General features: G+C 37.0%; 1 protein-coding gene and 1 pseudogene. Both read right to left on the bottom strand.

The features are described 5' to 3' along the window. Positions 1–71 precede the first annotated feature (71 nt). A complete protein-coding gene (istB, locus tag JOC37_RS13085) occupies positions 72–791 on the bottom strand; it encodes an IS21-like element helper ATPase IstB (protein WP_204619591.1) in 720 nt (239 codons plus the stop codon). Beyond that, a pseudogene (locus JOC37_RS13080) lies at positions 775–1,199 on the bottom strand (hypothetical protein); the annotation flags it as partial. The gene istB and the pseudogene JOC37_RS13080, both read right to left, overlap by 17 nt.

Genomic DNA, 1,199 nt, shown 5'->3' with positions numbered 1-1,199 from the left:
TGTATTTGGCAAGTAGAAATTGCATGAAATGGCAGTAAAAAATGTAGTTATTTGCCAACATCCCTCATTTTTTAAATTTTCATTAATGATTCTTTGTAACGATGACTCTCTCCATCGAATATCAGCAGATGAGAATGGTGTATTAGCCTGTCAATCACAGCTTCTGTCAATATTTGATCAACGAAAACATGGTTCCATTGAGCAAACGAAAGATTAGTAGTGATAATTAGGCTTCTTTTCTCATAGCAAAGTGAAATAACTTGAAATAATAACTCTGCTGCCGCTTTGTGAAGGGGTATGTACCCCAGTTCATCTAGTATCAACAAATCCAGCTTTTCTACTTGCTTAAAACATTGCTCAAGGTTTCCCTTATCATTTGCCTCCATCAGCTTGTTTGCCAGCTGGGCCACTGTGAAGAACTTAACCTTTTTTCCTTGCTTAGCTGCATTTAGACCAATAATTGTGGCCAAATATGTTTTCCCAGTGCCAACCCCGCCGTAAAAGATTAAATTTTCTAGTTTGTCAACGAATACACAATCAAGTAAGTATGAATTGTCAATATCATTGGGTAGCTGAATATCATCCCATATAAAAGGTTTAGCATCTTTTATCTTTGGAAAACTAGCTTGCTTGATTAATCTATTGATTTTTCTCTCTTCCCTTGATGATACTTCATTTTCAAAAAGCTTTAATAAGTATTCTTCAAAAGTTTCAGCTTGAATCTGATGATAATTCCTAGGAATCCAACTTAGTTTTAGACGTTTGGCATATTCTTTAATTAGCTCTTCCATCCATGACACCCCTACCTAAGAAGCGGTTATACCTTTGCAGATCACGGGTAGCCTTTGGCATAGAAGGTAAAGGTTTGTCTAATCTAAGAGGTTCACGTATGCCTCGCCCTTTAGCTAGTTGAATATACATTTGCTTAATGGCATCTGGCGAGGGGGTACCATGTTGAGAAGCATGGATTAATGCTTTAGTAGCTATATTAAAATCACTATCTTTTAACAGCTGGGCCAACAGCTTTAAAGCTTCTTTTTTCTCTTCTTTGGCGCATTGAGAGAAGTAATTCTGCCATTCTAGTGGCAACTGATCATAAAAGCTAGTATACTTCATTGCCATTGGTCTTTTTGCCATTAACATCAGATATGGCTGCCACTGCATGGATTCTTTTTCTCTACCATAAAGCCGTTCATGTG

This window comes from Desulforadius tongensis, assembly GCF_016907915.1.
GTDB lineage: Bacteria > Bacillota > Desulfotomaculia > Desulfotomaculales > Desulfohalotomaculaceae > Desulforadius > Desulforadius tongensis.
Note: the sequence above shows the minus strand (reverse complement) of the source record. Positions and strands in the feature narration are given on the sequence as shown.